This window comes from Streptomyces sp. NPDC059875 (assembly GCF_042731085.1).
In the GTDB taxonomy this organism is placed as follows: domain Bacteria; phylum Actinomycetota; class Actinomycetes; order Streptomycetales; family Streptomycetaceae; genus Streptomyces.
The window spans coordinates 19,036-43,448 of sequence record NZ_JBHWJZ010000020.1 but is presented as its reverse complement, the minus strand read 5'-3'; the positions used below and the strand labels follow the sequence as shown (position 1 = coordinate 43,448).

Below are 24,413 nucleotides of genomic sequence, written 5' to 3'. Positions count from 1 at the left end.
GGACGGGTCACTTCAGATACCCGGCGCGCTCGAACCCGTACGAACCCAGGCCCCGTGCCCCGTAGTTGGCCAACCCGGACCGGACCGCATAGGCCCCCGAGCCGGCGTACAGCGGCAGATGATGGGCGTGCTTCCAGGCCAGTACGTCGATCCGGTCGGCGATCGAGCGCCGCCGGGCCGGGTCGAGCTCGGCCAGACCCTGGTCGTACAGCGCGTCGATCTCCGGGACATGGATGCGCCCGAAGTTACTCCCGTAGTCGTCGCCGCTCGGCTTCTGGAACACCGGCCGGTCGTGGGCGAAGGGGGAGGCAGACTTGGTCCACTCGAAGGCGATGAGGTCGAAGTTCCCGGGCAGCAGGTACCCGTCGTAGAACTTCTCCAGCGGTACGGACTCGGTGCGCGCCTCGATGCCGACGGCCCGCAGCTGTTCCCGGAGCAGGCTGCCGACCGCGCGGCCGACCGGCGTGGCCTGGACGACGAGGCGCAGTGTGAGCCGTCGGCCGTCCCGCTCCCGGTGGTCGCCGGTGCGCCGCCAGCCGAGCGCGTCGAGCGCCTTTCCTGCGGCGTCGGCGTCGTGCGGCAGCGTCGCGGAGTTGTCCCGGTAGCCCGGGTCGCCGGGCGGCAGGATGTGGTTGCCGACCGGCTTCGCCCCCGGGACGATCCTGCCGAGCAGCGCGCTGGTGATCGCCTTGGGGTCGATGGCCTGTGCGACGGCCCGGCGCAGTCCTTCGTCGGCGAGCGGAGCGCCGGCCGCCCCGTTGAAGGTGACCTGGCCGGCCAGCCGCTCCGGGGCCTGCCGGATCTCCACGCCGGGCATGGATCGGGCGCGGGTGTGGAGGTCCAGGTCCGCGCCGATCGGGTAGAGGTCGATGCCGTGGTTGGCGAGTTCGTCGGCGCGCGCGGCCGGGTCCAGCACCCGCAGCACGACCCGGTCCAGCGGCGGCTTCTCCGCCCACCAGGACGGATTGCGCCGGAGCGTGACGACCTTCCCGCTCTTGTCGATCCGCTCGACCGCGAACGGCCCCGCGGTGATCGCGGGCGACTCCAGCCACCCGGTGTTGAAGGACTCCGGCGTGGCGGTGACCTCCTTGGGCAGCAGCGGAGTGAACAGCCCCTGCCACTCGGCGAACGGCCGGCGCAGCGTCACCACGGCCTCGCGGTCCGAACGGCCGCGCCGCACCGAGGAGATGTCCGCGTAGCCGACGTGGTTGTAACCCTCGTACGCGGTGTCGCCCCCACTGAGCGCCCGCCACTGGCCGCGCAGATCCTCCCAGGACAGCGGGCGGCCGTTGCTCCAGGCGGCACCCTCGGCGATCGTGTACGTGATCACCTGTGGGGATGTCGAGGTCAGCTCGGCCGAAGCGAAGAAGGCGCGGTTCAGGGCGGGTTCGCCGTCCGGTCCGTCATTGAAGGTCCGGGGCAGGATCGCCTCGGCGAGCTGCCAGGTGACCACCCGTGCGCCGTTGACCTGGATCGGGTTGTAGTTGGTCGGCAACGCGTCCACGGGCAGGCGCAGTTCGCCGCCGTCCCGCAGGGCGCTGAGCGGCCTGGCGTTGATGTCCTGCGCACCGCGCGCCGCGGACCGGGGCGGCGCTCCGTCCGCACCGTCGGGCGAGCTGCAGCCGCTCGACAGGACCAGACAGCAGGCCGCCGCCGCGGCGGCCCCGCGTCGTATCCGCGGTCGTATCCGCGCTCCGGGCATGGCTCGACGTCCCCTCCCGCCCAGCGCGTCCGGCCGGGTCGGCACTCACCATATCGATAGTGGTAATCGTTTTCACTAACTTCGGAGGATCGACCTCCCGGCCCTGTCGTGCCGCAGGTCGTCCGGTGGGCCGTCAGATGACAATGAAAACGATTATCGATAACGTATGGCCCCGTCAAGGCGGGACGGCCCGGGACGGGCGTCGTCGCCCGTGTGTCCGGAGATCTCAGCCTCACCAATGAAGGGGGAGCCATGTCAGATCTGTCGATGGGCGAGAGCCGGACCGGCATCGGCGCCGCCCGGAACGAGGAGCGGCGCCGGTGAAGACGTGGCACGAGGTCCGCGGCTTTCCGCTCGCCATCCGGCTTCTCCTGGTCAACCAGTTCGGTGTCAACACCGGCTTCTATCTGCTCATCCCGTACCTCGCCGTCCACCTGACCGAGGACCTGGGCATGGCTGCCGCGGTCGTCGGCATCGTCCTCGGCGTACGCAACCTCAGCCAGCAGGGCCTCTTCCTCATCGGCGGCTCCGCGTCCGACCGGCTCGGGGCGCGCGGGGTCATCATCGCCGGATGCGCGCTGCGCACCGTCGGCTTCGGGCTCTTCGCACTCGGCGACGGACTTGCGGTACTGCTCGCCGCCTCCGTACTCAGTGGACTGGCCGGAGCCCTGTTCAACCCCGCCGTGCGCGCCTACCTCGCTCTGGAAGCGGGGGAGCGCAAGGCCGAGGCATTCGCCCTGTTCAACGTCTTCGCCACCGCCGGCGCCCTGATCGGTCCGCTGCTCGGCAGCGTCCTGCTCCTGGTCGACTTCCGCGCCTCCGCGCTCACCGCCGCCGGGATCTTCGCGGCGCTCACGATCGCCCAGGCCCTGGTGCTGCCGGCGCGCGAAGCCGCTCCGAGCGAGAGCAGTGTCCTCGCCGACTGGCGGGAAGTTGCCTCGAACCGCCGTTTCCTGGCCTTCTCCCTGGCTGTGGTCGGCCTGTTCGCCATCGAGAGCCAGCTGTACCTGCTCCTGCCCGACGGAGCCCGCAGGGCCACGGGCTGGGACGGTGCGGCAGGCATGGTCTTCCTCGTCGGCACCCTCGCCCACCTTTGGCTGCAACTGCGCATCACACGGAAGCTGAAGGAGCGGGGCAGTCGCGCGAAGTGGATCGGTGCAGGGCTCGTCCTCATGGGCCTCGCCTTCGTCCCGCCGATGACGGTGACCGGAAGCGGACCTGCACACGGTGGCGTCGGCGAGGCACTGATCCGAGTGCTGCCCGTGCTGGCCGGTGTGCTGCTGCTCTCCCTGGGCGTCATGATCGCCCAGCCGTTCGTGATGGAACTGATCCCGTCCTTCGGCCGCCCCGAGCTCACCGGCACCCACTTCGGACTGTTCTACGTGGTCTCCGGCATCGCGGCGGCAGCGGGCAACGCAGCCGTCGGCTGGGCCATGGACACCGGTGCACGCACGGGGGCGCACTGGCTGCCCTGGGTGTGCTGCCTGACCTTCGGACTCACCTCCGCCACCGGCGTCACCTGGCTCCACCGACTGCGGGCGCTTCCCGCCCTCCCCGCCGGCGTACGGGCCACCGTGTGACGCCCGCCTGACGCACCGTCGCTCCCCCTTCCTCACTGCCCCGTTCACTCCCGCCCCCAGCCATATCCACACGTACAGCAAGGACACCGCCATGCGCGAAACCTCCGTCTCCTCCGTCGACGCATCCCGCTACCCGGGCCTGCGCCGCCGGGGCTTCCTCGCCGCCGCCGGTGGAATGGCCGGCCTCGGCGCCCTCGCCCTCACCGGCTGCGCCGACTCCGGTCCCGCCGACGCAGCCGACTCCGGCAAGGGGGACGGCAAGCCACAGCGCGGCGGCCGACTGCGCGCAGCCTTCGCCGGCGGTGGCGCAAGCGAGACCCTCGACCCGCACCTCGCCAACCTGTTCGCCGACGTAGCCCGCGCCAAGGCGCTCTTCGACAAGCTCGCCGACTACGGACCCGACCTCTCCGCCCAGCCCCGCCTCGCCTCGGCGTGGGAGCCCGACGCCGGCCTGGCACGCTGGAAGATCACGCTGCGCGAGGCGACCTTCCACAACGGCAAGCCGGTCACCGCCCAGGACGTCCTCTACAGCTACCGCCGCATAGCCGACCCCGCGAAGGCGTTCCGCGCCAAGGCGTCGCTGGAGCCCATCGACCTCAAGGCCAGTCGCGCCCTCGACGAGCGGACCGTCGAGTTCGTCCTCAAGCGTCCGACCGCCGAATTCCCCAACGTACTGGCGGCCTTCGGCGCGTACATCGTCCCCGACGGCGCGCAGGACTTCGACAAGAACCCGGTGGGCAGCGGACCGTTCCGCTTCGCTTCCTTCACCCCTGGAAAGTCCGCGGTCTTCAAGCGCAACGACGCCTACTGGGAGGGCGCGCCGCACCTCGACGAGGTGGAATTCCTCGTCGCCAACGAGGAGTCGGCGCGCGTCAACGCCCTCCTCGGCGGCCAGATCGAGTACGCGCACGAGCTCAACCCCACCACTGGCCGTGCCCACGAGAAGAACGGCCAGATCCGGATCGTCCGGCTGCGGAACAGCGCGATGCAGGGCTTCGTCATGAAGACCGACCGGCCGCCGTTCGACGACAAGCGGGTCCGTGAGGCGTTCTTCCTGATCGCCGACCGCAAGGAGCTGGTCGACGGTGCCCTCTCCGGAGCCGGCGAGATCGGCAACGACCTCTTCGGCAAGGGGTACGAGTACTACGCCGCCGGCCTGCCCCAGCGGGTACAGGACATCGACCGCGCCAAGGCGCTGCTCAAGCAGGCGGGCGCCGAAGGGCTCAAGGTCACCCTCGACACATCCCCCGTCGCCGCCGGATTCACCGAGGCCGCGACCATCTTCCGCGACCAGGCCGCCAAGGCCGGTGTCACCGTCACGATCAGGACCGGCAGCAAGGACAGCTACTGGAAGGACATCCTCGACTCCGGCACCCTCTGCTCCTACCGCTCCGGAGCGATGCCCATCGAGGCGCACATCTCCCAGCGCCTGCTCACCGGCTCCACCACCAACGCCAGCCAGTGGCGGCACAAGGACTTCGACGCCCTCTACCAGCAGGCGCAGTCCACGAAGGACAAGGCGGCACGCGCCGCAGTCCACGAGCGCATGCAGCGCCGCCTGCACGCCGAAGGCGGCTTCCTGATCTGGGGCTTCGCCGACTGGATCATCGGCACGGCCCGCACCGTCCGTGGCGTCGAGACGAAGGCTCCGGCCAACACCCTCGACTGGGCGCGCTTCGACAAGGTGTGGCTGGCGTGAGCGGACTCCGCTCCTGGGCCGCCCGGCGGCTGCTGCTCGGCCTGGGGCAGACGGCGGCCGTCGTGCTGCTCGTCTTCGCCCTCACCGAGGCGCTGCCGGGCGACGCCGCCGTGGCGCTCGCCGGCGACCAGCCGGACCCGGAACGGATCGCGGCCATCCGCGAGGCGATGCACCTGGACCGGCCCGCCCACGAAAGGCTCACGGACTGGGCGGCGGGGCTGGTCCACGGCGACCTCGGCGCATCACTCGCCTCCGGCCGGCCCGTCTCCACGTACATCGCCGACGGCTTCGGACCGACGCTGACGCTCGCCGCTCTGACGGTGGCCCTGCTGGTGCCGGTCGGGGTCGGTCTCGGTGTGCTGGCCGCCCGGCACGAGGGCCGGCTCGTGGACCGTCTCGTCAGCTCGGTGACGCTCGGCGTGTACGCGGTACCGGAGTTCGCGTTCGGGGTGCTGCTGGTCACGGTCTTCGCGCTGCGTCTGGGCTGGCTGCCGCCGACCGCCGTCGGCTACGGCACCGACCTGCTCGCCCACCCGGCGGCGCTCGTCCTGCCCGTCCTCGTCCTCCTGTCCCGGCCCGTGTGCTCCCTGGCACGCCTGGTACGGGCCGGCATGATCGACGCACTGGCCTCGCCGTACGTCGCCCACGCCCGCCGCTGCGGTATCCCCGGCGCCCGCGTCAGGTACGTGCACGCGCTGCCCAACGCGGTCGCGCCGGCCGCCCAGCAACTGGCGCGCACGATCGACTGGCTGCTGTGCGGTGTCATCGTCGTGGAGGCGCTGTACGTGATCCCCGGACTGGGCACCGTACTGATGAACGCCGTCGCGGAGCGCGACGTGCCCGTCGTGCAGGGCCTGGCGCTGGTCTTCGGCATCACCACCGTCGCGCTCAACCTCGGCGCGGACCTGATCACCCATCGGTTCGCTCCCCGGGCGGGGGTGGCGGCATGAAGTCGCGCTTCGCACTCGGCGCGCTTCTCGTGGGCGTCCCACTCGTTCTGGCCTTGCTGGGGCCTCTGTTCGCCGGTGAACCCGGGCCGCGAGCCGCCTCCTTCACCCTCGGCGGGGGACACTGGCTCGGCACCGACTTCACGGGCCGGGACGTAGGGCGCCAGGTTCTGCTCGGTGGACGGTCCGTGGTGCTGATCGCGCTCGCCGCGACGGCTCTTGCCTACCTGGTGGCGCTCCCACTCGGACTGATCAGCGCGCTCACCCACCGGACCTGGCTGGAGGAGCTGTTGATGCGGCCGCTGGACGTGCTGCTGGCCGTGCCGTCGCTGCTGATGATCCTGCTCGTGGCCGCGGTCCTCACCCCGGGCGCGGTGGGTCTCGCGCTGCTCGTCGCGTTCGTCAACATCCCCGACGCGGCCCGGATCGTGCGAGCAGCGGCGGCCGAGGTGGCCGCCCGCCCGGCGGTCGAGGCGCTGCGCATGCAGGGGGAGACCTGGTGGCGCACGGCCTTCGGGTACGTCGGCAGGTCGGTCTCGCGCACGCTGGCCGCCGACGCGGGCGTACGGCTGACCGGTGTGCTCTACCTGGTGGCGACCGCGGCGTTCCTCGGCGTCGGGGTCGCGTCGGACGCCTCCGACTGGGCCGTGATGGTGGACCGCAACCGCACGGGGCTCTTCGTGCAGCCCTGGGCCGTGGTCGTGCCCGCCCTGCTGATCGTCACCCTCACCATGGGGAGCAACCTGCTCTTCGACGCCGTACTGCAGAAGAGGAAACGCACGTGAACGCGGTCGCCGAAATCAGGGATCTGCGGGTCGGCATCGGCGACCGGGCGATCGTCGACGGGGTCAGCCTCCGGGTGCTGCCCGGGAAGATCACCGCGCTGGTCGGCGCGTCCGGCAGCGGCAAGACGACCACAGGACTCGCGCTGCTCGGCGAGTACCCTTCGGGCGCACGGGTGAGCGGTGAGGTGCGCGTCGCGGGCGGCCTCGTGGGGTACGTGCCCCAGCACCCGGGCTCCGTCCTCAACCCGGCCCGCCGGGTCGGCGCGCTGCTCCGGGACATCGCCCGCGCCCAGGCACGAACCCTGCCCCGAGCCGAGCGCCGGGCCGCCGCCCGGGAGCGCATCGCGCACGCCCTCTCGCTGGCCCAGCTCCCGGAGGGCGAGCTGCTACTGCGTCGCTACCCGCACCAGCTGTCGGGCGGTCAGCAGCAGCGCGTCGTCCTCGCCCAGGCGCTGCTCCTCGGCGCCGGAGTCGTGGTCGCCGACGAACCGACAACGGGACAGGACGTACTGACGAAGCAGCGCATCGTCGACCAGTTCGCGAAGGTCGCCCGAGAAGGCATCGCGGTGGTGCTGCTCAGCCACGACCTGGACGTCGTACGCGCACTGGCCGACGAGGTCCTGGTCATGCGCGCGGGCCAGGTGGTCGAATCGGGACCGGTCGAACGGCTGTGGCACGCACCGCGACACCCGTGGACCCGAGAACTCCTCGCGGATTCCGGGTTCCCCGAACCCTCACCGGCGGCCGGGCCGGGCGAAGCCGTGCTTCAGGTCCGCGACCTCGCCGCCCGGCACGGCCGGACCACTGTCCTGCGCACCGACACCCTCACCCTGGACCCCGGCGAGTGCCTGGCCGTCGTCGGCCGTTCCGGCAGCGGCAAGACCACACTGGCCCGCTGCCTGGCCGGGCTCCACCGCGACCACGACGGCGACGTCCTGCTCGACGGGACGCGGCTGCCCCGCAGCCTGCGCGCCCGGACGCGTGAGCAACTGGCCGCGGTGCAGTACGTCTTCCAGGACGCGCGAGCCGCCTTCGACGAACACCGTCCGGTCCTGGACCAGGTGGCACGCACGGCGGTCCGGCTGCGCGGGTCCCTCCCGGCCGAGGCCCGGGACGAGGCGCTGGCCACTCTCGCCACACTCGGCCTCACGGACGCGCTGGTACGGCGCCGGCCGGGGCAGCTGTCCGGTGGCGAGCTCCAGCGCGCCGCGCTGGCACGTGCCCTGCTCGCCCGGCCGAGGGTACTCATCTGCGACGAGATCACCTCCGGCCTCGACACGGTGACCCGGCGCGCCCTGCTGAACCTGCTCGCAGCCCTTCGGCACGACCGCCCGGACCTGACCCTCGTACTGATCACCCACGACCTCGACGTCGCGGCCCTGGCCACCCGTATCGCCGTACTGAACGCCGGCCAACTCGTCGAACAGGGGCCGACCCACGAGGTGCTGACCACGCCACGGCATCCGTTCACCGTCTCTCTCACGGAAGCGTCGGCGCGCATGACAGCGGCGACGCGGCCATAGGCAGGTCAGGCGGTGGCGCGATCGGCCGCGCCGTGGCACGCGCCTTCGCGTCGGAGGGGGCCATTCCACGGCGGTGTTCATGGCTTCCGACAAGGCGAGCGGGATGACCGGAACCACCGTCAACCTGACCATGGGAACCCTGGATGACTGAACGTGCCGCAGAAGCTGCCGTGCCCGGGGCGCGGGCGCAGCCGGTTCACGGCCGCGCGGGGCGCCCTAGCGGCGGCGTACTTCGCGGAGGGTCGCCATGATTCGGTCACGCACATAGGGTTCGAGGTCCGCGACGTCAGCCGTGCTCAGCCGTCCCCCGAGGGCGGCCACGGTACGCCACTGCGCGAGTGCCGTCCGGCAGCCTTCGCAGTGCCCGAGATGTGCGTCGATGCGTCGGCGGGTCCGGGTCGGAAGGGTGCCGTCGAGATATGCGGTGATCAGTTCGACGAAGTCGATGCAGCGCTGGTCGGCCCCGTTCGTGCCATCCTGCGGGTCGGACTCGGACGCGGACTCGGCCATCAGGACGTCCTTCCTTCGGCGTATCGCTCCAGCCGGTTTCGTACCAGCCCACGAGCCTGATGCAGACGGCGGCTCTCGTCCGCTGCGTTGATGCCGATGATCTGCGCCGCCTCGACGGGCGACCGGCCCTGGACATCCCGCAGGACGATGACCCGTCGCAATTCCGCCGGCAGCTCCAGGATCGCCGCACGCACTTCCGCGAGGGCCTCGTCGCTGCCCGGGTCGAGGCCGAATGCCTCCCAGGCGACGGGCGGGACCGCCCAATGGCCCGGCCATTCCGGGTGGTCGTCGGGGAGGAACCGATCCGCGGGGAACGCGGGCTCCGGTTCCTTCTCCGCAGGCACGGCCGCCGTGGGGACCTGCGCCGTCGGCAGCACCACGATCATCAGGATTCCCGCGGCGACCGCGACCGCGACGAACAGCCAGCCGGCGTCGCCGACGCCGCCTCTGTCGCTGACGAACCCGACCGCCAGTGCGAACGGCACGAAGGCGAGCCAGGTGAGGGTGCTGACGCCGGACGCGACTCCGGCGCGAACGGTCGACGGCACCGCGTCGTGCAGCTGGTGCATCACCGGGATACTCACCGCGACGACCGCGAGTGTGAGCAGCACCTGGGCGACGATCACCACCGCCGCGCTGGTGATCGTCGCCAGCACGCAGCAGCAGCCCACCATCACGGCGGCCAGAAGCGCCACCGGCACTCGTCGCCTCATCCAGCGATGCGATCCGAGCAGACCGCCGAGGCCGAGTGCGGACGTCAGGCCCGCCCAGTGCGGCCCGTACCAGAACGCCGGAACGGCCAACGCCACCAACCACAGCGGGCCGAACTCCAGCATGCCCTGCATCAGGAGGGCGCCGAGGACGGTCAGCGTGATCACCGTGCGCAGCCGACCGCGCTGGAGCAGCACACGGTAGGTGGTGGCGATCTGACGGCGGAGCGGTTCGGCCTCCTCGGCCTTGTGCAGCCGTGGTTCGCGGAAGAAGTACAGCGCGAGCCCCGCCCCGAGCAGTGGCGGCACGGTCAGGAAGTACGTGTCCCGCAGGGAGAGGACTTCCGCGACAGCGCCTCCGGCCAGTGCGCTCGCGACGAGGCCGACGCTTTCCACCACACGTACCCGGCCGATGACCCGCTCAAAGGCGTCGCTGGACCCGGTCTCCTCGAGCAGGGTGTCGTAGACGACCGACTCGAACGTCCCGGACTGCATGGCGAAGAAGACCCCGAGGAAGAACGCTGCCGCCATGTACATGGGAACGTTCTGGCTCAACCCCCCGATCACGACACTCACCACCGCCGCCACGCACGCGAGGACCAGCACGCCGCGACGGCTCCACCGGTCGGCGAGCAGGCCGGACGGCACCTCGAAGACCGGCACCACCACCGAGTACACGGCTGCCATGACTCCCACCCCGGCCGCGTCGAAGCCGATCTCGGTCATGAAGAGCTTCTCCACGGGCACCCAGAGCGCCAGGTTCTGCAGGAAGGCCGCCGCGTACAGCGGTGCGAGACGTCGGCGCAGCGTCCGTGGAGCCGTCATACCCGGACCTTCGGGAAGGCGTCGCTCATCCACGGTCTCCACTCGTCGGCCACGTTGCGCGGCCACCGGCCACCAGTACGGGTGTAGCGGAATTGAGCCTAATTGTCCCCTGGTCGCCGAGGCGGCATTGAAGCCATGCCCTGCCGGACGCGCGGCTCACCCCGCACGAGCCGCCTGCCCGCAGAACTCTCCGGACAAGCGGAATGTAGGATTCCCCGATCCATGAAAGAAGGAACGGCATGCTCGACTCCACAGCCTCCGGCCGCGACCTCGGTCGGTTCCGGGCCTCTTCGGGCCCCCGTCCCGGCTCTCCGGCGGGTCTCATGCCGCGCAGCGCCGCAACTGCCATCGACCTGGTCATCGCTGTCGCGGTCATTCTCGTTCCGCTGGTCGGCCTCGACCGGATTCTCACGGCCGCCGGTGTCGCCGACGGTGCCGCCGCTCTGATCTGGCGGACCACCGCCGCACTCTGGGTCGCGGCCTTCTTCCTGCTCTACTCCCCGCTGAGTGTGTCGCGCTGGGGCGCGACTCCGGGCAAGCGGGCCCTGCGCCTCGAAGTGGTGCACTTCGAGACCGGCGGGCGCGTCGGCTACGGCTCGGCCGTCGCCCGGCACCTGACGAACCTCGTGGTGACCAACATCCCGATTCTTTGTGTCGCCAACGTCTCGTGGATCAACCTCAGCAAGGACCGCCGTGGCGTGCACGACAAAGCTTCGGGCAGTGCGGTGATCCACCGCCGGTGACGGCGCGGTCAGGGCCGGCACAGGGGTTCAGGCCCACCGGCAGCGGCGGCCCGGTCGGACGCCATGCGGCGACTGCCGGAAGACGCCGGATCGTGGATGGGCGAGGCGCGTTGAGAGCCCGGTGCAGCCGTCCGCCGGCGTCCGTCGCGGGTGGGCCGCCGGGCAGGACGCCTGCCCGGCGGCCGGTGGGCTCAGGCCGCCGCGGGGGTGTAGTGGGTGGCGTCGTCGCCCTCGATGACGTGGCTGAGCGTGCCGTCGACACCGGCCGGGACGTCGCCCGCGACGGTCACACGGTGCAGCAGTCGCGGCAGGTCGCCGTAGTCGTCGGGGGCGTAGTGCTGGGTGATGCGGTTGTCGAAGAGGACGAGGTCGCCGGGCTGCCAGGCCACGCGCACGATGTTCTCGGGGCGGGTGACGTACGACTGGAAGATGCGCAGCAGGTCACGGGATTCGGAGGGGCCGAGGCCGACGATGCTCTGGGCGAAGCCGCCGATGAACAGCCCCCGCTCCCCGGTCTCGGGGTGGACCCGGACGACCGGGTGGGCGGTGCGGTACCTCCGGGAGACGAACTGCTTGCGGTGCTCGGCCGCCTTCTCGTTCTTCGGGGCGGCGTAGTCGTAGTCGTTGGTGTGCACCGCCCACAGCTTGTCGGCCAGCTCGCGCAGGGGCACGGGCAGGTCCCCGTAGGCGGCGCCCGAGTTGGCGATGAGGGTGTTGCCGCCGTAGGGCGGGACCACGATGCTGCGCAGCGTGGACGCCTTCGGCGGCGTACGGACGAAGGTGACGTCCGTGTGCCAGTGGTTGGCGCGGATGCCCTCGTCGCCGTCGACGGGCAGGATCTGGGGCCGGCCGTCGACGGACGGCACGGTCGGGTGCGCGGTGGTGAGCTCGCCGAAGAGGGAGGCGAAGCGGAGCTGGCCCGCCTCGTCGAGCTGATGGTCGCGGAAGACGAGCGCCTTGTGTTCCAGGAGCGCGGAGTTGATCTCGGTGACGACGGCGGGGGCGAGGTCGGCGCCGAGGTCCACGCCGAGGATCTCCGCGCCGATACGCCCTCCGATCCTGCGGACGTCGAAGCCGGTACTGGTGGTCATGGGAGGGTCCTTTCGGGAGGCGATCAGGAGGTGATGGGCAGTGAGTGGCCCTTGGAACCAGGCGTTCCGAGGGGAGGGCCGACGGCTCGCAGCGCGCCGGGTGTGCGGCCGCGTCCCCAGCCGATGTGCCGGCGGTAGCTGCCGAGCAGTCCGGTACGGGCCAGGTACTGCTCGTCTCGGGCGGTGTCGCCGTCGGGCAGGGGGCGGGTCTGGGGCGCGACGTACAGTGCGTCGGCCGGGCAGTTCGCCTCGCACTGGAAGCAGGTCTGGCAGTCGTCGCGGCGGGCGAGTACCGGGATGCCGTCCTCGCCCCGGTCGAAGACGTCGGTGGGGCAGACCTTGATGCACTTGTCGCAGGCGATACAGCGTTCCGCCGAGACCAGTTCGATCACGAGGCCACCTCCAGGGGCACGTCCGGTGCGGTTGTCAGGGGTTCGGGCCGGGTCCACACCCGGTCGAGGCCGCCGGTGACGATGCGGTGGTGCTGCCCGGGGTCCTGTGCCGGGAAGTCGAGTCGCTTGGCCATGCCGCGGGTCTCGGTGCGGGCGAGCGCCGCGGCGTACATCCAGCGGGCGTGCGCCGCCATCGCCGACGCCTGCCGGGCCCGCACCACGTCCCCGCCCTCGGCGTGCAGCGTGGCCCGCAGCTCCTGCCAGACGCTGTCGAGGACCCGGAGAGAGGCGGTGAGCTGCTCGCCGTGGCGCAGATAGTTCTTCTCGTACGGCAGCACTTCGGCCTGCACCGCGGCGACCACCTCACGGAAGCCGTCGGCCGGGCCCGGTGTTCCGGTGGGCCGGATGCCGGCCTCGCCCGCTGGGACCGTGTGGCGCGCCGCGGAGCGGAAACCGAGCGAGAAGGCGTGGCGGGCCGCGCCCTGGCCGGCCCACGTGCCGGAGGAGATGGCCCACGCGGCGTTGTGGCTGCCACCACCGGTGAAGCCGCCGCAGATCGGCTCACGCGAGGCGGCGTCCCCGGCCGCGTACAGCCCGGGGACGGTGGTGGAGCAGTCGTCCCCGGAGATGCGGATGCCGCCGGTGCCGCGCACGGTGCCCTCGGCGATCAGGGTGATGGCGAAGCGCTGCGTGAAGGGATCGATGCCGAGCCGGTCGAAGGTGAGGAAGAAGTTCGGCTGGGCCAGCCGCATCGCCCGCCGTGCGGCCGAGTCCGCCCGGTCCAGGCGGCAGTACACCTTCTCGCTGAGCAGTGTCCTGGCGATGACGGACCGACCGCCCTGGCTGGCCGCACCCTCCAGGACCGTGCCGTCCTCACGGTAGAAGGTGGCGAAGGAGTAGAACGCGGTCTTGGTGACGGAGGTGCCCTCGGGCGCGATGCCGTACGCGTTGGAGAACTCCATGCCGGACAGCTCCGCGCCCGCCTCGGCGGCGAACAGGGCACCGTCGCCGGTGTTGACGTTGCAACCCAGCGCGCCGCTGAGGAAGGCGCAGCCGCCGGTGGCAAGGACGACCGCTCCGGCGCGCACCCGGTACGGCTGTCCGGCCTGGCGCCGGTGCCCCCTGGCGCCGGCGACCGCTCCGGATCCGTCGGTGAGCAGCTCGGTGACCGGGCTGTGGTCGAGGATGCGTGCCCCGGCCCGCTGGACGCGGATCCGCATCCTGCGCATGTACTCCGGCCCTTGCAAGCCGTTTCTGAGCTGCTGTCCGTCCGGCCCCGCCGGGAAGGGGTAGCGCCCCGCCGCCGCGAGTTCGTTCATGCCCGCGTACGTCTGGTCCAGCACCCGCGCCATCCAGCGCCGGTCGGCCAGGAACCCGCCCAGTGCCTCCCGGCTCGCCATGGCCGCCTCGCGCGCCTCGGGATCCGGCGGGACGTACCAGACTCCGGTTCCGCTCGAGGCGGTGGCGCCGCTCGTGCCGCAGTAGCCCTTGTCGGCGAGGACCACGTCCGCCCCGGCCTGGGCCGCCTTGAGCGCCGCCCACGTCGCCGCGGGGCCACCCCCGACCACCAGGACGTCCGTGGTGAGATCGAGTCCGGTCATGCGGTCCGTCCCTCTGCCGCGGCCGCCGCGGCCAGCCGGTTGGCGGGGCGGGCCAGGCCGTAGTGCTCGCGCAGCGTGCGGCCGCTGTACTCGGTACGGAACAGGCCGCGGTGCTGCAGGATCGGTACGACCTGGTCGACGAAGTCCTCCAGCCCGCCCGGCAGAAGGGGCGGCATGATGTTGAAGCCGTCGGCGGCTCCTTCGGTGAACCACTCCTGGAGCTCGTCGGCGATCTGCTCCGGAGTGCCGGCGAAGACGCGGTGGCCGCGCCCACCGCCGAGGCGGGCGATGAGCTCGCGTACGGTCAGGCCGTCGCGCCGGGCGAGCTCGGCGACGAGCGTGAAACGACTCTTGTTGCCGTTGATCTCCCGCTCCTCGGGCAGCTCGGGCAGCGGCCCGTCCAGCGGCAGTCCCGTCAGGTCGGTGCCGAGCATTCCGGACAGCTGGGCGAGCCCGTACTCGGGGATCTGCAGCTCCGTGAGCTCCTGCTCAAGGGCGCGTGCCTCGGCCTCGGTCGAGCCGATGACGGGGGCGATGCCCGGAAGCACCAGCAGTTGGTCCTCGCGACGGCCGTGGCGCGCCAGCCGGGACTTGAGGTCCTTGTAGAACGCCTGGCCGTCGGCGAGGGTCTGCTGGGCGGTGAAGACGGCCTCGGCGTACTGCGCGGCGAACTCCTTGCCGTCCTCCGACGAGCCGGCCTGCACCAACAGCGGGTGGCCCTGAGGACTGCGGGGAACGTTCAGCGGACCTCGTACCCCGAAGTACTCCCCACGGTGATCGATCTCCCGCACCCGGTCGGTGTCCGCGTAGACCCCACGCTCACGGTCGAGCAGGATCGCGTCGTCCTCCCAGCTGTCCCAGAGCTTGGTGGTGACCTCGACGAACTCCCGAGCCCGCTTGTAGCGGAGCCGGTGCTCCAGGTGTTCCTCCTGGCCGAAGTTGCGGGCCTCGTTCACGGTGCCGGAGGTGACGATGTTCCAGCCGGCCCGGCCGCCGCTGATGTGGTCAAGGGAGGCGAACTTGCGGGCGGTGTGGAAGGGCTCGTTGAAGGTGGTCGAGACGGTGGCGATCAGTCCGACGTGCTCGGTGACCGCCGCCAGCGCGGACAGCAGCGTGAGCGGTTCGAAGCCGCCGAGCACGTTGTACCGGGCGTTCCCCCACAGGGCGAGACCGTCGGCGAGGAAGACCGAGTCGAGCAGCCCGCGCTCGGCGGTCTGGGCGAGCTGCTGGAAGTAGAGCAGATCGGTGACCCGTTCGGGCTGGGTACGGGGGTGGCGCCAGGCGGCGTCGTGGTGGCCGGCGTTCATCAGGAAGGCGTTGAGATGCAGTCGGCGGGGGCTGGTCGCGGTCATGGGGTTCCTCGGATCGGGGGCGGTGAGGCGATCGGGAGCGACAGGGAGCGATCGGGGCGGTGAGGCGATCGGGGGCTGCGATGCGGGGAGGGCGGGCCGGATCAGTCGCCGGCGGATACGCGCCAGGAGCTGAGCCGGCGCTCCAGGACCACCAGGAGCTGGTTGAAGGTCACACCGATGGCGGAGATCGTGACGATGCCCGCGTACATCTGCGGGATCGCGAAGTTGTACTGCGAGGCGTTGATCAGATAGCCGAGCCCCGCCTTGGCCCCGATCATCTCGGCGGCGACCAGCACCAGGATCGACCCCGCTCCGGCCAGCCGGATGCCGGTGAACATCACGGGCACGGCGGACGGCAGGATGACCTTCTGGAAGAGACGGGGTGCGGACAGGTCCATCGACTTCGCGAGCTTCAGCAGCGTGGGGTCGACATGGCGTACGGCGCTGATCGTGTTGAGCAGGATCGGCCAGGTGCACGCGTACACCACGATGGAGATCTTCGAGGTCTCCCCGATGCCCAGCAGCAGGACGAAGACCGGCAGCAGGGCCAGCGCGGCGGTGTTGCGGAACACCTCCAGGAGCGGTCCGAGCAGATCGGCGACGGGCCGGTACCAGCCGATCAGCAGGCCGAGAGGTACGGCGACGGCCACGGCCAGACCGAATCCGCTGAACGAGCGCACCAGGCTGGCGTAGGTGTTGTCGGCAAGCTGACCGTCGGCCGCCAGCGCCCACCAGGCGACGGCGACCTCACTGATCGGGGGCAGAAATGTCCGGTCGACCAGCCCGAGCCGTGGCGCGGTCTCCCACAGCACCAGCAGGGCAGCGATCGCCGCAGACTTGATGACCCCGGTGGCCAGGAGGGACGTCAGCCGTCGGAGCGCGTGGCGGACATGGGCTGCCCGGGAGGGGACTCGGGGCGACAGCGCCGGTGCCGAAGACGACGGCGTTACGGACGAGGAGACGGCGGGGGAGTGGGTACCTTCGTCGAGGCCAGCCGGGACCGGCGGGGGAGTCTTCTCGGTGGTGGTGGTCGTGGTGCGGGTCGTGAGGCTCATACGGATGCCTCCTGCTTCTCCAACTGCTGGGCCCTGGCCACCTCGTCGTGCAGCAGCGACCAGATCTCGTGACGGTGGCGTGCGAACTCGGGAGTGGAACGGATGTCCTCCGTGCTGGTGCGTGAGTCGAGGGCGACCGGCACGACCTGTTTGATGCGGCCCGGCCTGGACGTCATGACGGCGACGCGCTGCCCCAGGTAGACGGCTTCGTCGATGCTGTGCGTGATGAAGACGACGGTCTTTCCGGTGCGCTGCCAGATGCGGAGCAGCTCGTCCTGCAACGACTCACGGGTCTGGGCGTCCAGCGCGGCGAACGGCTCGTCCATGAGCAGCACGTCCGGGTCGTAGGCCAGGCTGCGGGCGATCGCCACCCGCTGCCGCATTCCGCCCGACAGCTCGTGCGGGTGCCGGTTCTCGAACCCGGACAGGCCGACCAGATCCAGGAACTCCCGGGCCCGTGCGGCCCGTTCGCGGCGCGGTACGCCGGTGGCCTCCAGGCCGAACTCGACATTTCCCAGCGCCGTGCGCCAGGGCAGCAGCGCGTACTGCTGGAAGACGATGCCGCGGTTCAGGCCGGGACCGGTGACGGGTTCGCCGTCCAGCAGGATCCGTCCGCCGGTGGGCCGGGCGAGGCCGCCGAGCAGATCCAGCAGCGTCGACTTGCCGCAGCCGCTGGGACCCACCAGGACGACGAACTCGCCCGACGCTATCTCCAGGTCGATGCCGTCGACGGCCGTGAACTCCCTGGACTTGCGTGTCCCCGAACCTCCCTTCGTCGTGGAGTCCTTGACCGTGAAGACCTTCCGTACGTCCTTGAACACGATCTTGGGTGTGGTGGATGCCGGCATGGGATCAGCTCCCGCTCGTCGAGGCGGAGGGGGCCGGTGAGGTGCCTGCTCCGTTGCCCTCACCGGCGGTGTTGAACTCATTGGTGTAGAGGTCGTCGACCTTGACCTGGCCCTTCTGGATGTCGCCGCGCTCGGCCAGCCAGTCGATCCAGAGCTGGAGTTCCTTGCCGGTGATCCGGCCCGCCGTCTCGGCGACGCCGTAGGACCGCCAGTACTTGAGGGGTGCGGCGTCCTCGTTGCGTCCGCGCTTCTTCACGATGTCCGTCATGCGGGCGACGACCTCCGCGCGCGGAGTGGTGCGCGACCACTCGATGGCCCGTCCCACCGCGGTGACGAAGGTCCGGGCCGTGTCGGGGTTCTGCTTGAGGAAGCGGTCCGTCATCACATAGGTGCCGGCGCTGAAGGCACCGAGCAGTTCGAAGTCCGTGAAAAGCGGCCGGATTCCACCCGTCGCGAGGGCCTTGTCCCGCAGAATGCCGCCGAGTACGGCCACCTCGATCTGCCGCTGGCGCAGCGACTGCTCGGTGTTCACCGGGGGCACGACCAGCGGCTCGACCTTGCCGATCTCCGCCTCGGACAGACCGCCACGCTGGAGATAGATGTCGAGCATCGCCTCCGCGTGGGCTCCGAGGGTGTTCATCCCGACCTTCTTGCCGGTCAGATCGCGGGCGGAGCGGATCGGGCTGTCCTGGAGGACGTAGTAGCCGTTGTAGGCGTGCTGGTCGGATCCGTAATAGCTGATGACAGCCTTGATGGGGGCCTTGTTCGCGGCCAGTTTGACGACCGCGCCGTTGAACGCGCCGCCGAAGTCGGTCTGCCCGGTGGCCGCGGACTGGATGTCCTGCGGCCCACTGATCGTGTTGCCGACCCATTCCAGCTCGACATCTCCCAAGTAGCCGAGGTCCTCGGCCAGCTCCGGCAGGGTGACCTGTCCTGCCCAGCCCTGGTACCGCAGCGTCCGGGTCTGGCCCTTTCCGGAGGTCCCTGTGGCGGTCGTGCCGCAGCTCACCGCGACCGCGGAGAGACCGAGCAGGGTGAGGAACCGTCGTCGGGTCGACGCCATCGTGGTCATGGAAAGTCCTGTTCACGTTCGATGGAGCGGCTGGATGGTGCTTCTGCTGAGTTCTTCTGCGCATATCGCGAGAACTGACATCGAGACGGGTTGTCCGGCTCGGAGTAGGCGCGTTTCGGGAAAGGGCGCGCCAGGATTCTGGACAGAGAAATGGGAACCGCCGAACGGCGGGAAAAGGGAACCTTTAGGGAATCTGGTCCGAAACTCTGGCGGGGAGTCCGGTCAGTTACCGCGGGTCAACGGCACTGCAATCCACGGTGGAGAGAAGAGCAGGAGAGAGAGGCCTGTCGGCGGGTCTATCGACCGACGGCACAGATGGCGCTGGCTTGACGTCGAAGATCGACGTGGAGCCGCGCGGCGAGGTTCTCGAAACTGCTCACGACCAAGAGACTTGCAGCGAAAACCGGACGCGTCAATGTCTCGTCCGGCTGCGTCTCGCATACTGAATCTCATGCCATACGCGTGAAGTACGGCGTTCACAACAGACCCCCGATACGAGGCGCAGAGAAACACTTCTTGTTGCGGCCCGGCTCTCGCCTGGTGCATGCGCTCATCGCGCGATCGGGCCTGGTCGCCTGGTTGCCTGGTCGGGCAAGCAGAGACTGTGGCCGCGGAGCGGGTGATCGCAGCGCCGGCGGTCGCGCCTCCCGCCGTGGCGGTCGGGCCCTGGTCCACGACGGGGACGTGGCACAGCGGTTGCGACGGTCGACAGCACCTGGAACGCCGGGTGGACGAGCAGCCCGAGGGCCGGGCCGAGCAGGACCAGGACCCCTGCGGCGATGCGGACTTGACGCTCCATCCCCCAGACCGCCCGCACGGGGCCGGGCGGGAATTCGAGCAGGTGGCCGGATGCGATCCTGCCCGGGGTGCGGACGTCGACCACGTTCAGCTCGGGTAGTCGTGGCTCGGCTTGGCCGACGGTGAGGGTGTGGAGGTGCTCATGGCGAACCTGCCCTTGGCAGCGACCGGGAATCGCGGGAGCAGACGTGCACGTACGGAACGCTGCACTCATGGGCAAGACGTAGTGCGTGGCGCGACAACAGGTGGCGCTTCCGCGGCCGTAGCGTGACGGAGTTACGTGCCGCACAGAGGCGCGGACCAGCCACTTCGCATCGAATCGCATAGAGGAGACAACCCATGCCGCACATCACCGTGGGCCAGGAGAACACCACCGCCATCGACCTCTACTACGAGGACCACGGCGCCGGGCAGCCGGTCGTCCTCATCCACGGATTCCCGCTCGACGGCCACTCCTGGGAGCGGCAGAGCGCCGCACTGCTCGACGCCGGCTACCGCGTCGTCACGTACGACCGCCGCGGCTTCGGGCAGTCCTCCCAGCCGACTACCGGCTACGACTACGACACCTTCGCGGCCGACCTGAACACCGTGATGGAGACCCTCGACCTGAACGACGCCGTCCTGGTCGGCTTCTCCATGGGCACCGGCGAGGTGGCCCGCTACGTGTCCAGGTACGGCTCCGCCCGCGTCGCCAAGGTCGCCTTCCTGGCCTCGCTGGAGCCCTGCCTGCTCAAGACCGACGACAACCCGGACGGGGCCGCCCCGAAGGAGTTCTTCGACGGAATCGTCGCCGCCGTCAAGGCCGACCGCTACGCCTACTACACCGCATTCTTCAACGACTTCTACAACCTCGACGAGAACCTGGGCACCCGGATCAGCGAGGAAGCGCTCCGCAACAGCTGGAACACCGCGGCCGGCGGCGGCTTCTTCGCCGCGTCGGCCGCGCCGTCGACCTGGTACACCGACTTCCGCGCCGACATCCCGGCCGTCGACGTGCCCGCCCTGATCCTGCACGGCACGGCCGACCGCATCCTGCCCGCCGAGAACACCGCGCGCCCCTTCCACAAGGCACTCGCCTCCGCCGACTACGTCGAGATCGAGGGCGCTCCGCACGGTCTGCTGTGGACCCACGCGGAGGAGGTCAACACCGCCCTCCTCGCCTTCCTGGCGAAGTGACGCCCCACCCGCCGATTCACACGGGGTGAGCGCATCGCCGTGCGGCAGCCGGGGGAACCGGCCCGGCTGCCGCGGTGGGTGATGCCGAAACCCCCGCGTCACTACGCGTTCCACGGCCACCGCCGCAGGATCCGGACAGGACCAGGAGAACAGAGACCTCATGCGGTTCGGCATATTCACCGTGGGGGACGTGACCCCCGACCCCACCGACGGCCGTACTCCGTCGGAACACGAGCGCATCAAGGCGATGATCGCCATCGCGCTCAAGGCCGAGGAGGTCGGCCTGGACGTCTTCGCGACCGGCGAGCACCACAACCCGCCGTTCGTCCCGCCGTTCGTCTGGCACGGATCCATCAGGTCCCCGGAGATCGCGGAGCAGGCGGCGTTCTACGGCGACGGCTTCTTCCACAACAACATCTTCTGGCCGGCGGACCACACCAGGCGCATGGTCCAGCTGTCCCGGCGCCGGTACGCCCACCACGGTCACGGCCGTCCGGAGGACGCCGTCGTGGGTCTCGGCGGACAGGTCTTCATGCGGAAGAACTCACAGGACGCCGTACGGGAGTTCCGCCCCTACTTCGACAGCACGCCCGTCTACGACCACGGCCCGTCGCTGGAGGACTTCACCGAGCAGACCCCGCTGACCGTGGGCTCTCCCCAGCAGGTCATCGAGCGGACCCTGACCTTCCGCGAAAGCGTCGGCGACTACCAGCGCCAGCCCTTCCTGATGGACCACGCGGGCCTGCCCCTGAAAACCGTCCTGGAGCAGCTCGACATCCTCGGCGAGGAGGTCGTGCCCGTGCTGCGCAAGGAGTTCGCGAACGGGCGTCCCGCCGATGTTACGGACGCGCCGACGCACGCGGCGCGGGTCGTCGCCGCCGCGACGCAGCGGGGAGCGACCGCCGCATGAAGCTCACCGTCGTTTCCGCGGGACTGAGCACGCCCCCTTCCACCCGCCTGCTCGCCGACCGGCTGGCCGAGGCGGCCCGCGACGAACTCGTCGACCAGGGCCACGCCGTGTCGATCGAGGTCGTCGAGCTGCGGGCACTCGCCGGCGACGTCGCCAACCAATTTGTGACCGGTTTCGCACCGCCGCGACTGGCCGCCGCGATCGACACGGTGACGGGATCCGACGGCCTGATCGCCGTGACTCCGGTGTTCACGGCTTCCTACAGCGGGCTGTTCAAGTCCTTCTTCGACGTGATCGCACCGGACGCTCTCACGGGGCAGCCCGTCCTGGTCGCGGCGACGGGCGGTACCGCGCGCCACTCCCTGGTCCTGGAGCACGCCCTGCGCCCGCTCTTCGCCTATCTGCGCGCCGCCGTCGTTCCCACCGCGGTGTACGCGGCGTTCGAGGACTGGGGATCAGGGGGAGACGAGTACACCGACGGCCTGCCGGGGCGCATCCGGCGGGCGGGCGGCGAGCTGGCCACGCTCATGGCGGCCCGCCCGCCCCGGGCCGAGTCCGAGGACGACGTGACCGCCCTCGAACGGCAACTCGCCGACCTGCGCTTCGACTGAGGGCGCCGGTCCGCGACAGGGAGGCGGAACTGGCGTTCATCGACGCGCGACTCGACTTGATCGCCCATGGCGAAGGCGGGATCGTCCGTATCGAAGGCCCCGCGGGGGCATCGGCGAGTCCAGGAGCTTCTTCAGAACGACGGCACCACGGTGAGCCAATGGGTGCGACGACGCGGGCTGGAGTCCTGCGGGATCGAGTCGGGCCGATCCAACCGGAGGGCCCCGCGCCCGTGCGCGAGGCCCCCCGTCCGGGCGGTCACTTCACCGAACCCGCCATCACCCCCTGCACGAAGTGACGCTGGAAGGCGAAGAAGACCACCACCGGCACGATCAGGGAGAGGAAGGCACCCGGCGCCAGGACATCGATGTTGCTGCCGAACTGCCGTACCTGCGACTGCAGTTCCACCGTCAGCGGCTGCGAGGAGCTGTCGGCGAAGAGCAGCGCCACCAGCATGTCGTTCCACACCCAGAGGAACTGGAAGATCGCCAGGCTGGCGATCGCCGGGCGGCCCACCGGCAGCACCAGCTGCGTGAAGATCCGCCATTCGCCGCCCCCGTCCATCCGCGCCGCCTCCAGCATCGCGCGCGGGATGTCGGCGAAGTAGTTGCGCAGCAGGAACACGGCGAACGGCAGCCCGTAGGCGACGTGGAAGAGCACCACGCCCGGGATCGTGCCGAACAGCCCCAGCTGCCCGAACAGCTTCGCCACCGGCAGCAGACCCACCTGCACCGGAACCACAAGGAGCGCCACCACACCCAGGAAGATCCAGTCCCGGCCGGGGAACTCCAGCCAGGCGAAGGCGTATCCGGCGAGCGCCGCGACGACGACGACCAGGACGGTCGTCGGCACCGAGATCAGCACCGTGTTCCAGAAGGCGCGGGTGATGCCCGCGTTGCCCAGCAGGGCGGTGTAGTTGTCCAGGGACAGCTGACCGGGACCGGTCAGCGCCGTCCACCAGCCGCTCGCCGCGTTGTCGCTCGCCGACCGCAGCGAGGACAGCAGCAGCCCGGCGACCGGGGTCACCCAGATCAGGCCGACCACGGCCAGGAACGCCTGGACCAGGCCGTTGCCCAGCCAGCGGCGCAGCCGGCCGCCCGGCATCGTCGCGGTCGCACTCATGACTGACTCCTGCGGAAGCGGCGGACGTTGAACACCATCGCGGGGATCACCAGCAGCAGGAGCAGCACACCGAGCGCGCTGCCGAGCCCCTGGTCGTTGCCGCCGCCGAAGGACACCAGCCACATCTGGGTGGCCAGCACCGTGGCGTCCTCCTGCACGGGCCCCGGCGCGATGATGTAGATCAGGTCGAAGACCTTCATCACATTGATCACCAGCGTCACGAAGACGACGGTCAGCACGGGCGCAAGCAGCGGCACGGTGATCCGGCGGAAGACCTGCCACTCGTTCGCCCCGTCCATCCGCGCCGCCTCCAGTGCGTCGCGGGGCAGGGAGGACAGCCCGGCGCCGATGAGCACCATCGCGAAGCCCGTCCAGATCCACAGGTACGCGCCGATGATCGCCGGTGTGACCAGGGCGGGGCCGAGCCAGGAGACACCCTCATAAGGCGGCGCGAAGTTCTCCGCGGGCAGCCGGACCGTGTACGCGCCCGCCCCGAGGCCGGTGAAGCGGAACGATCCGTCGGCCGCCGTGGTCGCGGTGGCGACCGTCTTCCCGTCGCGCACCGCCTCCACCGTCATGCCGGGCAGCCCCCGCTCCGTGGCGTCGATCGCGCCCGGCCGCCCCCCGCCGCCGGGCGTGAAGTCGAGGAACACGGCTCCGGCCACATCCTCCGGACCGGCCTGGCCGGCTGCCGCCGGCTTCGCGTCGGCGGGCAGATCCTTGGGCGGTACGCCGACGAGGCCGAGGGCGACGCTCTGCCCCGGGGAGACCGCGTCGGCCGTCCCGTAGGAGCCGTCCGGCCGCCTGTCGAGCCCCTGACCCTCGCGGGCCCGGGCCTTCGGGTACGACGAGGAGTCCTGGAACGCGTCGTGCACGCCGACCACCGCCGCGTTCAGCACGCCCTTGTCCGGGTCCTCCTCGTACGCGAGGCGGAAGATGATGCCCGCCGCCAGGAAGGACACGGCCATCGGCATGAAGAGCAGCAGCTTGAAGGCGGTGGCCCAGCGGACCTTCTCCACCAGTACCGCGAGGATCAGCCCGAGCCCGGTCAGCAGCGTCGGCGCGACGACCACCCAGATGGCACTGTTGCGGATGGCGGTCAGGGTGGCCGGGTCGCGGAACATCTCCGCGTAGTTGTCCCCGCCGACGAACCGAGTGCCGCCCGCGTCGAAGAAGCTGCGGCCCACGGAGAACAGCACCGGGTAGACGACCAGCGCGCCGAGGAGCAGCAGCGTCGGCAGCACGAAGGCCACGGCGATGATCCGCCGGCGACGCCGGGCCCGGTCCCGCGGCCCGTTGTCCCGCCGGCCGCCCTTCGCGGCGTCGACCCGGGGTGGTGGGGGAGCGGTGACTGCGGTCATGA

At 70.6% G+C, this 24,413-nt stretch carries 22 protein-coding genes; 9 read left to right on the top strand and 13 right to left on the bottom strand.

Annotated elements, in window-relative coordinates:
* Positions 1 to 7: 7 nt before the first annotated feature.
* The gene (locus tag ACFV9D_RS23775) at positions 8 to 1,702 is read right to left on the bottom strand and encodes an ABC transporter family substrate-binding protein (RefSeq protein WP_385149640.1); all 1,695 of its coding nucleotides are present in this window, start codon (positions 1,700 to 1,702) and stop codon (positions 8 to 10) included.
* 320 nt (positions 1,703 to 2,022) lie between these two features.
* Here ACFV9D_RS23775 and ACFV9D_RS23770 point away from each other — a divergent pair, with 320 nt between their 5' ends.
* From ACFV9D_RS23770 to ACFV9D_RS23750, 5 genes are all read left to right on the top strand, one after another.
* The gene (locus ACFV9D_RS23770) at positions 2,023 to 3,282 is read left to right on the top strand and encodes an MFS transporter (RefSeq protein ID WP_385149637.1); all 1,260 of its coding nucleotides are present in this window, start codon (positions 2,023 to 2,025) and stop codon (positions 3,280 to 3,282) included.
* Between the two features lie 91 nt (positions 3,283 to 3,373).
* Positions 3,374 to 4,981, top strand: coding sequence for an ABC transporter substrate-binding protein (locus ACFV9D_RS23765; protein ID WP_385149635.1), 1,608 nt, complete (start codon positions 3,374 to 3,376; stop codon positions 4,979 to 4,981).
* The gene (locus ACFV9D_RS23760; protein ID WP_385149632.1) at positions 4,978 to 5,931 is read left to right on the top strand and encodes an ABC transporter permease; all 954 of its coding nucleotides are present in this window, start codon (positions 4,978 to 4,980) and stop codon (positions 5,929 to 5,931) included. Before ACFV9D_RS23765 ends, ACFV9D_RS23760 begins: the two co-directional genes overlap by 4 nt.
* Positions 5,928 to 6,713 (top strand): ABC transporter permease, encoded by a 786-nt coding sequence (locus ACFV9D_RS23755; protein ID WP_385149629.1) that lies wholly within the window; start codon positions 5,928 to 5,930, stop codon positions 6,711 to 6,713. The genes ACFV9D_RS23760 and ACFV9D_RS23755 overlap by 4 nt, the downstream gene beginning before the upstream one ends.
* Entirely contained in the window at positions 6,710 to 8,236 is a 1,527-nt protein-coding gene (locus tag ACFV9D_RS23750) for an ABC transporter ATP-binding protein (protein ID WP_385149626.1), read from the top strand. Before ACFV9D_RS23755 ends, ACFV9D_RS23750 begins: the two co-directional genes overlap by 4 nt.
* A gap of 216 nt (positions 8,237 to 8,452) precedes the next feature.
* Here ACFV9D_RS23750 and ACFV9D_RS23745 read toward each other — a convergent pair whose 3' ends face one another.
* Positions 8,453 to 8,746: an anti-sigma factor family protein gene (locus tag ACFV9D_RS23745; protein WP_385149623.1), complete on the bottom strand. Its 294-nt coding sequence runs from the start codon at positions 8,744 to 8,746 to the stop codon at positions 8,453 to 8,455.
* Positions 8,746 to 10,281 carry an MFS transporter gene (locus ACFV9D_RS23740; RefSeq protein ID WP_385149620.1) on the bottom strand — a complete coding sequence of 512 codons (1,536 nt, stop codon included), beginning with the start codon at positions 10,279 to 10,281 and terminating at the stop codon, positions 8,746 to 8,748. Before ACFV9D_RS23740 ends, ACFV9D_RS23745 begins: the two co-directional genes overlap by 1 nt.
* A 239-nt stretch (positions 10,282 to 10,520) precedes the next feature.
* Here ACFV9D_RS23740 and ACFV9D_RS23735 point away from each other — a divergent pair, with 239 nt between their 5' ends.
* Positions 10,521 to 11,024 (top strand): RDD family protein, encoded by a 504-nt coding sequence (locus tag ACFV9D_RS23735; RefSeq protein WP_385149618.1) that lies wholly within the window; start codon positions 10,521 to 10,523, stop codon positions 11,022 to 11,024.
* A gap of 191 nt (positions 11,025 to 11,215) precedes the next feature.
* Here the strand turns inward: ACFV9D_RS23735 and ACFV9D_RS23730 are convergent, their stop codons facing one another.
* The 8 genes from ACFV9D_RS23730 to ACFV9D_RS23695 all read right to left on the bottom strand — a co-directional run bounded on the left by ACFV9D_RS23730 (position 11,216) and on the right by ACFV9D_RS23695 (position 18,815).
* A complete protein-coding gene (locus ACFV9D_RS23730; RefSeq protein WP_385149615.1) occupies positions 11,216 to 12,115 on the bottom strand; it encodes a TauD/TfdA dioxygenase family protein in 900 nt (299 codons plus the stop codon).
* Between the two features lie 23 nt (positions 12,116 to 12,138).
* Complete coding sequence (locus ACFV9D_RS23725; RefSeq protein ID WP_385149612.1) at positions 12,139 to 12,507, bottom strand: 4Fe-4S dicluster domain-containing protein; 369 nt, start codon at positions 12,505 to 12,507, stop codon at positions 12,139 to 12,141.
* Complete coding sequence (locus ACFV9D_RS23720) at positions 12,504 to 14,108, bottom strand: FAD-binding protein (RefSeq protein WP_385149609.1); 1,605 nt, start codon at positions 14,106 to 14,108, stop codon at positions 12,504 to 12,506. Before ACFV9D_RS23720 ends, ACFV9D_RS23725 begins: the two co-directional genes overlap by 4 nt.
* Entirely contained in the window at positions 14,105 to 15,460 is a 1,356-nt protein-coding gene (locus tag ACFV9D_RS23715) for an LLM class flavin-dependent oxidoreductase (RefSeq protein WP_385149606.1), read from the bottom strand. The genes ACFV9D_RS23720 and ACFV9D_RS23715 overlap by 4 nt, the downstream gene beginning before the upstream one ends.
* 101 nt (positions 15,461 to 15,561) lie before the next feature.
* Positions 15,562 to 16,515, bottom strand: a complete 954-nt coding sequence (locus tag ACFV9D_RS23710) for an ABC transporter permease (protein ID WP_385149603.1) — start codon at positions 16,513 to 16,515, stop codon at positions 15,562 to 15,564.
* On the bottom strand, positions 16,512 to 17,363 hold the full coding sequence (locus tag ACFV9D_RS23705) for an ABC transporter ATP-binding protein (RefSeq protein WP_385149600.1): 852 nt from the start codon (positions 17,361 to 17,363) through the stop codon (positions 16,512 to 16,514). Before ACFV9D_RS23705 ends, ACFV9D_RS23710 begins: the two co-directional genes overlap by 4 nt.
* Positions 17,364 to 17,367: 4 nt before the next feature.
* On the bottom strand, positions 17,368 to 18,435 hold the full coding sequence (locus ACFV9D_RS23700; RefSeq protein WP_385149597.1) for an ABC transporter substrate-binding protein: 1,068 nt from the start codon (positions 18,433 to 18,435) through the stop codon (positions 17,368 to 17,370).
* Between the two features lie 296 nt (positions 18,436 to 18,731).
* Positions 18,732 to 18,815, bottom strand: coding sequence for a putative leader peptide (locus ACFV9D_RS23695; protein ID WP_385149894.1), 84 nt, complete (start codon positions 18,813 to 18,815; stop codon positions 18,732 to 18,734).
* Positions 18,816 to 19,572: 757 nt separating this feature from the next.
* Between ACFV9D_RS23695 and ACFV9D_RS23690 the strand changes: the two genes are divergently transcribed.
* The 3 genes from ACFV9D_RS23690 (at position 19,573) to ACFV9D_RS23680 (ending at position 21,930) form a co-directional block, all read left to right on the top strand.
* A complete protein-coding gene (locus ACFV9D_RS23690; RefSeq protein ID WP_385149594.1) occupies positions 19,573 to 20,409 on the top strand; it encodes an alpha/beta fold hydrolase in 837 nt (278 codons plus the stop codon).
* A gap of 160 nt (positions 20,410 to 20,569) precedes the next feature.
* Positions 20,570 to 21,319: an LLM class flavin-dependent oxidoreductase gene (locus ACFV9D_RS23685; RefSeq protein WP_385149591.1), complete on the top strand. Its 750-nt coding sequence runs from the start codon at positions 20,570 to 20,572 to the stop codon at positions 21,317 to 21,319.
* On the top strand, positions 21,316 to 21,930 hold the full coding sequence (locus tag ACFV9D_RS23680) for an FMN reductase (RefSeq protein WP_385149588.1): 615 nt from the start codon (positions 21,316 to 21,318) through the stop codon (positions 21,928 to 21,930). The genes ACFV9D_RS23685 and ACFV9D_RS23680 overlap by 4 nt, the downstream gene beginning before the upstream one ends.
* A gap of 256 nt (positions 21,931 to 22,186) precedes the next feature.
* Here the strand turns inward: ACFV9D_RS23680 and ACFV9D_RS23675 are convergent, their stop codons facing one another.
* Both ACFV9D_RS23675 and ACFV9D_RS23670 read right to left on the bottom strand, forming a co-directional pair.
* Complete coding sequence (locus ACFV9D_RS23675) at positions 22,187 to 23,050, bottom strand: carbohydrate ABC transporter permease (RefSeq protein ID WP_385149585.1); 864 nt, start codon at positions 23,048 to 23,050, stop codon at positions 22,187 to 22,189.
* Complete coding sequence (locus ACFV9D_RS23670; protein WP_385149582.1) at positions 23,047 to 24,411, bottom strand: carbohydrate ABC transporter permease; 1,365 nt, start codon at positions 24,409 to 24,411, stop codon at positions 23,047 to 23,049. The genes ACFV9D_RS23675 and ACFV9D_RS23670 overlap by 4 nt, the downstream gene beginning before the upstream one ends.
* Positions 24,412 to 24,413: the final 2 nt, after the last annotated feature.

What these genes read in the sequence shown, in the direction of transcription:
- ACFV9D_RS23680 (WP_385149588.1), top strand. Translation starts at nt 21,316, where the DNA reads ATGAAGCTCACCGTCGTTTCCGCGGGACTGAGCACGCCCCCTTCCACC.
- ACFV9D_RS23720 (WP_385149609.1), bottom strand. Translation starts at nt 14,108, where the DNA reads ATGACCGGACTCGATCTCACCACGGACGTCCTGGTGGTCGGGGGTGGC.
- ACFV9D_RS23755 (WP_385149629.1), top strand. Translation starts at nt 5,928, where the DNA reads ATGAAGTCGCGCTTCGCACTCGGCGCGCTTCTCGTGGGCGTCCCACTC.
- ACFV9D_RS23700 (WP_385149597.1), bottom strand. Translation starts at nt 18,435, where the DNA reads ATGACCACGATGGCGTCGACCCGACGACGGTTCCTCACCCTGCTCGGT.
- ACFV9D_RS23765 (WP_385149635.1), top strand. Translation starts at nt 3,374, where the DNA reads ATGCGCGAAACCTCCGTCTCCTCCGTCGACGCATCCCGCTACCCGGGC.
- ACFV9D_RS23675 (WP_385149585.1), bottom strand. Translation starts at nt 23,050, where the DNA reads ATGAGTGCGACCGCGACGATGCCGGGCGGCCGGCTGCGCCGCTGGCTG.
- ACFV9D_RS23715 (WP_385149606.1), bottom strand. Translation starts at nt 15,460, where the DNA reads ATGACCGCGACCAGCCCCCGCCGACTGCATCTCAACGCCTTCCTGATG.
- ACFV9D_RS23735 (WP_385149618.1), top strand. Translation starts at nt 10,521, where the DNA reads ATGCTCGACTCCACAGCCTCCGGCCGCGACCTCGGTCGGTTCCGGGCC.
- ACFV9D_RS23685 (WP_385149591.1), top strand. Translation starts at nt 20,570, where the DNA reads ATGCGGTTCGGCATATTCACCGTGGGGGACGTGACCCCCGACCCCACC.
- ACFV9D_RS23670 (WP_385149582.1), bottom strand. Translation starts at nt 24,411, where the DNA reads ATGACCGCAGTCACCGCTCCCCCACCACCCCGGGTCGACGCCGCGAAG.
- ACFV9D_RS23740 (WP_385149620.1), bottom strand. Translation starts at nt 10,281, where the DNA reads ATGACGGCTCCACGGACGCTGCGCCGACGTCTCGCACCGCTGTACGCG.
- ACFV9D_RS23690 (WP_385149594.1), top strand. Translation starts at nt 19,573, where the DNA reads ATGCCGCACATCACCGTGGGCCAGGAGAACACCACCGCCATCGACCTC.
- ACFV9D_RS23710 (WP_385149603.1), bottom strand. Translation starts at nt 16,515, where the DNA reads ATGAGCCTCACGACCCGCACCACGACCACCACCACCGAGAAGACTCCC.
- ACFV9D_RS23730 (WP_385149615.1), bottom strand. Translation starts at nt 12,115, where the DNA reads ATGACCACCAGTACCGGCTTCGACGTCCGCAGGATCGGAGGGCGTATC.
- ACFV9D_RS23745 (WP_385149623.1), bottom strand. Translation starts at nt 8,746, where the DNA reads ATGGCCGAGTCCGCGTCCGAGTCCGACCCGCAGGATGGCACGAACGGG.
- ACFV9D_RS23775 (WP_385149640.1), bottom strand. Translation starts at nt 1,702, where the DNA reads ATGCCCGGAGCGCGGATACGACCGCGGATACGACGCGGGGCCGCCGCG.
- ACFV9D_RS23705 (WP_385149600.1), bottom strand. Translation starts at nt 17,363, where the DNA reads ATGCCGGCATCCACCACACCCAAGATCGTGTTCAAGGACGTACGGAAG.